Annotated in this window: 6 protein-coding genes; 3 read left to right on the plus strand and 3 right to left on the minus strand. The window is 44.1% G+C overall.

Going from position 1 to position 8016, the window contains the following annotated elements:
- Positions 1-1820 (plus strand): histidine kinase (locus A3766_RS00005; RefSeq protein ID WP_082906983.1); only part of this gene is annotated, 1820 nt, incomplete at its 5' end.
- A gap of 110 nt (positions 1821-1930) precedes the next feature.
- Positions 1931-3721: a hybrid sensor histidine kinase/response regulator gene (locus A3766_RS00010; RefSeq protein ID WP_068641415.1), complete on the plus strand. Its 1791-nt coding sequence runs from the start codon at positions 1931-1933 to the stop codon at positions 3719-3721.
- A gap of 50 nt (positions 3722-3771) precedes the next feature.
- On the opposite strand, the gene A3766_RS00015 is transcribed toward A3766_RS00010, so the two are convergent.
- Both A3766_RS00015 and A3766_RS00020 read right to left on the minus strand, forming a co-directional pair.
- Positions 3772-4413 (minus strand): response regulator transcription factor, encoded by a 642-nt coding sequence (locus A3766_RS00015; RefSeq protein ID WP_068508664.1) that lies wholly within the window; start codon positions 4411-4413, stop codon positions 3772-3774.
- Between the two features lie 176 nt (positions 4414-4589).
- Complete coding sequence (locus A3766_RS00020; RefSeq protein WP_068641418.1) at positions 4590-6203, minus strand: MFS transporter; 1614 nt, start codon at positions 6201-6203, stop codon at positions 4590-4592.
- 379 nt (positions 6204-6582) lie between these two features.
- Here A3766_RS00020 and narL point away from each other — a divergent pair, with 379 nt between their 5' ends.
- The gene (gene narL / locus A3766_RS00025; RefSeq protein ID WP_068507590.1) at positions 6583-7227 is read left to right on the plus strand and encodes a two-component system response regulator NarL; all 645 of its coding nucleotides are present in this window, start codon (positions 6583-6585) and stop codon (positions 7225-7227) included.
- 14 nt (positions 7228-7241) lie between these two features.
- Here the strand turns inward: narL and A3766_RS00030 are convergent, their stop codons facing one another.
- Positions 7242-7823, minus strand: coding sequence for a DNA-3-methyladenine glycosylase I (locus A3766_RS00030; RefSeq protein ID WP_068507588.1), 582 nt, complete (start codon positions 7821-7823; stop codon positions 7242-7244).
- Between the last annotated feature and the right edge of the window lie 193 nt (positions 7824-8016).

The raw sequence follows: 8016 nt of genomic DNA on the forward strand, positions 1-8016 counted from the left end.
TTCACTCAGTGATGAGTTACATAAACTTGTCACTGTTTACCATCATAGGTATCACCTTATTATCGATATTCTTTTCTTTTTGGGTGACAGAGCAAGCCGATTCCGATGCTCATGCGATTAACCTCTCAGGTTCAATGCGCATGCAGACCTATCATATAGGCTTAACCGCTACTCACTCCCCAAATGACATCGGGCCGCTAATAGAAAAACTAGACCAAACCTGGAATAACACCCTTTTTACTAACCTTCACTCATCCCTTTCAAACCCTGACTTGGAACAAGCTTTTACAAACGGCTACCAGCATTGGTTTGAGATCGTCAAACCACGTTTGAAGAACGGTGAAAAACCAATCCCCGAAACACTTACCTTGCTCAACAAACAAGTTGATCTAACCGATATTCTGGTATCTGAGCTTCAGCTAGAAGCTGAGTCAAAAATTCGCACACTTCGAACCTTCCAATTATTTGCCATGCTGTTCACCACCTTGGTTGGTAGCCTGATTTTTTATCTGCTTAAAAACCGTGTAGAAAGCCCCCTGGGCCGCCTGACAGAAGCTGCAAAAATGATTCGTGATGGCTACATCCAGCAGCACATCGACATTCCTGGTAAAGATGAGCTGGCTTTACTAGCGCAAACCTTTAACCAGATGAGCCAATCAATCGCTGAAACTTATCAACAGCTAGAAAGCCGGGTTGAAGAACGAACCAAAGAACTAAAACGAAGTAATACCGTCCTAGAATATTCCTTCGGCGTTGCCAGGAAAGTACTGGAAGATCAAGACAAGAGCCTGGATTACCAAGAAATTATCAATGATCTAGGCATGATACTAATGGTTAAAGATATTGAGCTCTGCCTATTTACGACACAAGGCGAACGCCCTTATTTGCAGATTGACATGCATGATGATGATGAACAGCTTTGCAATCGCTTTACCTGTGAAGGCTGCCGCGGTGACGGACCTTTCAATCAATTAGCTGAGGATGCTTTGATATATCGATACCCAGTCATTCATCAAGCAAAACAGTATGGTGTGATCAAATTACCTCAATCGAAAGACAAACCCCTTCTCTTATGGCAACAAAAATTGGTCCAATCTAGCGCTGACCAACTGGCCATCGCTTTATCTTTACAGGAGACCAAAGAGCAAGAACACCGCTTGGCGATGCTTAGTGAGCGTACAGTAATGGCCCGAGAGCTTCACGACTCTCTAGCTCAATCGCTCTCTTACCTGAAGATTCAAGTAACACGCTTACAAAAGTCACACGATAAGAAAAAGTATGAGATGCAACAGCCAATTATTGATGAGCTGAGTGAGGGCCTTTCATCAGCTTACCGTCACTTACGTGAACTACTCACCACCTTCCGCTTAAAAATCGATGATAAAGGTTTACATGGCGCAATTGAGCAAACCATTAAGCAATTGAGAGCGCGAACCGAGATGCACATTAACCTGAAGAATTCACTGAAGAATATTCCTTTGAGTCCTTCTGAGGAAATTCACGTGCTACAAATTCTTCGTGAGGCCAGCCAGAATGCTGTCAACCACTCTAAGGGTACACGCCTGGATATTAGCTTACTTCAGCAAACTGACAAAACCATCCAACTGGAAATTAAAGACGATGGAGTAGGGCTGTCCAGCAACCCAGAAAAGTTAAATCATTATGGCCTGGCCATCATTCAAGAACGCAGTCGGCACTTGAACGGTGAGCTAGTTGTTAAGAGCTCTCAAGAGGGTATCCAAGGTACTCAAATCCAGCTTCGTTTCTCACCCAGTTACCTCAGAGAAAGTGATGAAAGTAAAGTTATCATACGCTCGTAACACGCAAATCACATTTCTCCCATTTGAGCGGTGACCTTACTTGGCATCGTTCTGCACACCAACTAACATAGAACGCTTCACTCTAATCGCTTAAAAGACCAATAATAACGATGACAAGCCATTACGAAAAAAGCGTTGAAGAGCTTCAGCTCGAATATGCAAACAAGCGTCGCTTCCCCTTCATAAAGTTTTCTCAGTCACTTGAAAGTGAGTTCAGGGAATATCGACACCAACGCTTACTAGAACGAATTCCTGCAATTGGAGTTGCCGCATTATTCATTTTTTTCTTATTTGCTTTACTAGATATCTACACGCTCCCCGAGTCTGTCTACGTCGTCACAACCTGTATTCGTCTGTTTATAGTTTGCCCTCTCATCGCTATAACAATGATCGCCGCCCGAATGAATTGGTCGATACGCGCGTATTCAAGTCTGTATATGAGTGCCTACATAGTCTCTGGCTTAAGTATCGTTGCTATTATGTACACTACACGAATTAATGATGCGCAAATGCCTTACGACGGTGTGTTGCTGCTCTTGGTTTTTGGCTATTTCCTAATGGGCTCGCCGTATACTTTGGCCACATTAGGTGGAGTGATCGTATCGCTGGGCTATTTTACCCTTGAGCTCAATCTGAACTCTCCCAGCCATATTATCAGCTCAAATGCTGCGTTTATTATTACACTCAATTTTATGGGGGCGATTGGCAGCTACATGCAAGAACGATCACGGCGTAGCCTCTTTCTCAATAAGAAGCTGGTTGAACTTGCAAAGTCTAGAGACCAGCAAGAAATATCCTCACGTACGAGGCTGTTAGCCACCGCCAGTCATGACTTGAGACAGCCTCTACACGCTATGAACTTACTTATTGAGACCTTAGAAAACCAGCTTCCCAAGGGAGATTCTTTAGCCTTAACACAAAAACTTAAGCTCGCCATTAATCAACTAAGCCAGTTACTTAGCTCTTTACTCAATATCTCAAGGTTAAATGCCGGCATTGTTGAAGCAAAGAATACAAACTTTGATCTTTCAAGTTTGATCGGCTCACTAATTCCCGAGCAAAACATTCGTGCGGAAGAGCTTGGTATGACGATTCGCACCGAAGGCCCCTCACCTTGTATTGTAAAAAGTGACCCAATCTTAGTCGAGAGAATATTTCGAAACCTTTGCGAAAATGCATTTAAGCATGCCGATGCAACCGGAGTAAAAGTCAATTGGTACAAAGAAGGCAAAACTATCTTCTTGGAAGTGGAAGACAATGGCAAAGGAATTCCTGAAGAAGAAATGGAAAGTATCTTCGACGAGTTTCATCAAACGGATCAATCTAACAAGCAAGGTATGGGCTTAGGGCTTGCGATTGTCAAACAGCTAAGTGAGCTATTAGAAGTCAAATACGGCGTCAGAGCAGGAAAACATAAGGGCGCATGCTTTTGGCTAGAGCTGGCGCAAGCCTATTCTCTCGAGAAACCGATTAACAATGCACCAGCACAAGTGCCACGCCCCAGCCCTGATAAGCGCATTCTCCTAATCGATGACGACCAAAGTGTCCTGGATTCATGCCAAATACTGTTAGCCAATTGGGGCTACTCCGTCGCCGCAGTTAAGAACCCTTACGATGCGTTAAGCTGCAGCGAGTCAGAAATTTTCGACCTTATTATCTGCGACTATCGCTTTCCTGCTTATCCACAAAATGGCATTGAACTGATACTAGAGATGAGAAAAAGAGCAGCGACCGCCACGCCCGCAATTTTAATCACAGCCGACACTCAGCAAGAAGTCAGCGAAGAAGTCAGTCAGAGTTTTGTTGAACAGGATCTAAATATTACCGGAATCGCCTTTAAACCATTAGCTCCCGCCAAATTAAAGCTAATGATTCAGCACTACTTACAGGCAAAGAATTAGCCTATTTGAGGCTAATTTTTAAGCCGCTACAATGAATGGCCGCTAAGCAATTATTCTAACAAGCCCAAATCGACTGCTACCCGAGCACATTCAGTGCGGTTATGTACGTTTAGCTCGCTAAATAAGGTCTTCATATGGCTCTTGATCGTATGCTCGGTCAAATGTAGGCGCTGGCAGATTTTCTTGTTTGGTAAGCCTTCACACACTAACTGTAAAACTTCCTTTTGCCGAGGTGTTAACTCTGGTAATTCAGCAACTTGTTGTGACTGATAAAAGTCTGGCAGGCAATTCTCGCCTTCCATGACTTTTTTTATCTGATTAAGGATCACTTCACTGCTGCTGGCTTTACTAATAAAACCACTAGCCCCAGCCTTAAGGGCTCGCTGAACATCCCTGAGTTCCTCGGAAGCTGACAAAATAATTGCCGGGATGAATATTTTCTGCTCAGACAGGTATCGAAGAATAGACAGCCCCCCCTCATCAGGTAAGCATAAGTCGAGCAATATCAAGTCATAACCCTGATTTTGTCCAAGGTGATTTTGAGCCTCTATCACGCCATGAGCACATTCGATCACAACCTCTTCGCTCAAACGCTTAAGCACAAATGAAAGTCCTTCCAGATAGACTGGATGGTCCTCTATCACTAATAATTTCAGTTCACCACTCATCGGCGAAAAGCAAGAAGCTTGCATAACAGTATGATTACCAGGCTGATGTTATATTTGTTTTTTAGCATGCATATTATGCTGATATTAACACCTGCTTAGCAAGCCAATTATTGGCCATTTATTAACCAGTAAACATAAAAAACCGCGCTAGTTGCGCGGTTTTTTATTTTAAGCCATAACTTACAACTTATGGATTGTCGTTATGGATTATAGTGCTCGCAGCTCTTACGTAGGTAGAACCACCAGTTAAGAACGATACATACGGCGTAGAACGTTGCGAAGCCATATAGCGCGTACTCAGGAGTCGTCGCCTTGATTTGCTCACCCAATACTTTAGGCATAATGAATGCACCGTATGCTGCCACCGCTGCAGTCCAACCCAATACCGGACCTGCTTGCTCTTTATTGAATACCTGAGAGATGGTACGGAAAGTAGAACCGTTACCAATACCTGTTGCAGCAAACAAGACTAAGAACAATACGAAGAATGGTACGAAGAATTCTTCAGGTGTTGCTGACTGGTAAGCGGCTTTCATGAAGTAAGCAACACCGATCGCGCACGCTACCATAATTACCGCACAAACCTGAGTAACTAAAGCACCACCTACTTTATCAGAGATCCAACCACCAACTGGACGAATCAAAGCACCGATGAAAGGCCCCATCCAGGCGTACATTAAAGCACTTGGCCCATTAGGGTTAGCCGTGTTGTGTGTCATCACACCATCAACCATCACGTGCTGGAAACCAAATACAACTTTAATCGTTAGCGGGAAAAATGCTGCAAAACCAATGAATGAACCAAAAGTCATTGTATAAATAACTGTCATTGCCCAAGTATGCTTGTTATCAAAGATTTTGTACTGACGCGTTAAGCTCTCACCGATCTGACCTGGAATCGCTTTCAAAGCAAATACTGTCGCTGCGATAACAATAGGTAATACGATCCACTTACTTACACCAAAACCTGAACCACCCACTTTCTCAGGAAGCATCAACCATAGGCCGAAGATTGCACAAGCAAAGCCAACCAGCAACATCATTGAAATTAAGCCGAAAGAACCAACAGGGCCAGGAATACTTGGCGAAATGTGGTCTTCACGCAAGTTATTCATACCGAACCAGCCAGCAAGTGCGAGAGGAATCAGGAAGAGCAACCACACGAAGCCTGCATTTTGAATCCATGCTTCAGTACCTGCAGGAATCTTACCGATCAAGGTACCTGAAGTATTAACTAGCGTCATTGACTCGCCGCCTAGTGCGCCGAACATGCCAACAGTCATCGCCAATGGAACCAGAATCTGCATCGTAGTAACACCAAAGTTACCCAGACCCGCATTCAAACCTAGCGCCAAGCCCTGCTGCTTCTTAGGAAAGAAGAAACTGATGTTTGACATTGAAGATGAGAAGTTACCACCACCAAAGCCAGATAGAAGCGCTAGTACCTGGAAAACCCAGAAAGGTGTTTCAGGGTTAGACAGCGCGATACCTGTACCGGCTGCAGGTAGCATGAGTAATGCTGTGGTAAAGAAGATTGTATTTCGGCCACCCGCCAAACGGATAAAGAAGGTGCTGGGTATTCGTAGCGTTGCACCCGTCAAACCGGCAATCGCCATTAAAGTAAATAGTTGTGATTTTTCATAGGGGAAGCCCAAGTTCAACATTTGAACCGTGATGATGCCCCAATACAACCAAACCGCGAAGCCGCAAAGCAAACTCGGGATAGAAATCCACAAATTTCGGTTGGCTATTTTCTTACCGGTGGATTCCCAGAACTGCTCGTCCTCCGGATCCCATTTTTGAATATCCGACATAGAATTTCTCCCAATGTTATAAATAATGCTAAGTCACGTTCATCATGCGCAAGCCTATAAACAAGAACAATCGACTCAAGGGAGTAGGCATTTCTTCACCCTTTACTTACCCCCCAATACCTACTACTGGGTAGTACCCTTGCCAGCACCTGCATTGTCGCTACGCTGCGTAAAACAAGGGGTACAACACATGCGACCAGAAGTAGGTACATTTCGGTGCCTACTCTCTCTAAGCCTCCACGAGTAAAGCCTGTCGAACATGATTCACGTCAATTTTGAGAACCAGGGTTCTTGCCAAATGGCGCGTTCTAAGACAGAGTTGCGACTAGATAAGATTCTTAAACCAGAAACTAAGCGCCGCATAAAGGTTGAAGCACTCATGAGCCAGATCCCCGCCACCATATTATTAGTTGATGACCACCCTTTATTAAGAAAAGGACTAACCCAGCTGATTGAATTCGAAGATGAGCTAGAAGTCATTGGTGAAGCAAGTGATGGGCATAGCGCCCTAGAGCTTGCTAAAGAGCACGAGCCCGACCTAATCGTGTTAGATCTGAATATGCAAGGTATGGATGGTTTGGAAACACTTAGAGCCATGCGAAATGCCGAGATCACCTCCCGTATCATCATGCTAACCGTAAGCGATAGTGATGAAGACGTTGTTTGCGCTATTACTTATGGTGCCGACGGCTACCTGCTTAAAGATATGGACCCTGAGCAAATACTGGAAAAGCTAAAAGAAGCCGCGCTTGGTAAAATGGTGATCAGTGAGAAGCTAACACATGTTCTGGCCGGAGCAATACGAGGCGGCAACGATAAGAAATCGAACTTATTAGCCAAACTAACCAGCCGGGAACACGAGATCCTGAAACTCATAGCCAAAGGTATGAGCAACAAGCTTATTGCCCGTGAACTCGATATCTCTGACGGAACCGTGAAGGTTCACGTCAAACATGTCCTGAAAAAACTAGGTTTGAATTCTCGAGTTGAAGCCGCAGTATGGATGGTGAATCAGAAGGGCTAAACTTCACTCAGCTTTTAGCTCACTTTTGACCACTCTGGGCATGTCACCAGGTGGTCATTAACCATCCCCACAGCCTGCATAAAGGCATAGCAAATAGTCGGACCGACAAAGGTAAAGCCGCGCTTTTTCAAATCTTTCGACATTGCTTCGGACTCTGGCGTTACAGCCGGTACATCTGCCATCGTCCGCCAGCTGTTAACTATCGGCTTAGCGCCAACAAATGACCAAAGGTACTTTGAAAAGTCACCCTCATTCTTTTCAATCTCGAGAAATTCGCGTGCATTTTTAATAATAGAGTTCACCTTAAGCTTATTTCGAATCACACCTGAATTAAGCAGTAATTCATCTATCTTCGTCTGGTCATATTCTGCAATACGCTTAGGATCGAAATTATCATATGCTTCGTAATAGCTTTTTTCTTTTCGTAAAATCGTAATCCAGCTCAAACCCGCTTGTTGGCCATCAAGGCAAAGTTTGGCAAATAGATCCTGGCTACCCCACCTTGGCTTGCCCCAAATTTCATCATGATATTGCTGATATAAAGGGTCATTACCGCACCAGGGGCAACGTTTCTCTTGTGAGCAGTTTTCGGTCATTTTTTAGTTCCTTTTTAGTTCTTTATTGCTCAGCTCGTTTTATAATGTCAGCTTCGCGGTTCAAGGTTCTGTTCTAAAATAGCCACTCTAGAGGGTTACACTGTGTCGACCATCCTTAATTTCAAATCCAAGAAGTTCTGGCTCATTCTTTTCTTTTTAATCTACAGTGTATTCGGCTGGTTTGCTGTACCTT

Source organism: Oleiphilus sp. HI0132, from assembly GCF_001635845.1.

What these genes read in the sequence shown, in the direction of transcription:
- A3766_RS00010 (WP_068641415.1), top strand. Translation starts at nt 1,931, where the DNA reads ATGACAAGCCATTACGAAAAAAGCGTTGAAGAGCTTCAGCTCGAATAT.
- A3766_RS00015 (WP_068508664.1), bottom strand. Translation starts at nt 4,413, where the DNA reads ATGCAAGCTTCTTGCTTTTCGCCGATGAGTGGTGAACTGAAATTATTA.
- A3766_RS00020 (WP_068641418.1), bottom strand. Translation starts at nt 6,203, where the DNA reads ATGTCGGATATTCAAAAATGGGATCCGGAGGACGAGCAGTTCTGGGAA.
- narL (WP_068507590.1), top strand. Translation starts at nt 6,583, where the DNA reads ATGAGCCAGATCCCCGCCACCATATTATTAGTTGATGACCACCCTTTA.
- A3766_RS00030 (WP_068507588.1), bottom strand. Translation starts at nt 7,823, where the DNA reads ATGACCGAAAACTGCTCACAAGAGAAACGTTGCCCCTGGTGCGGTAAT.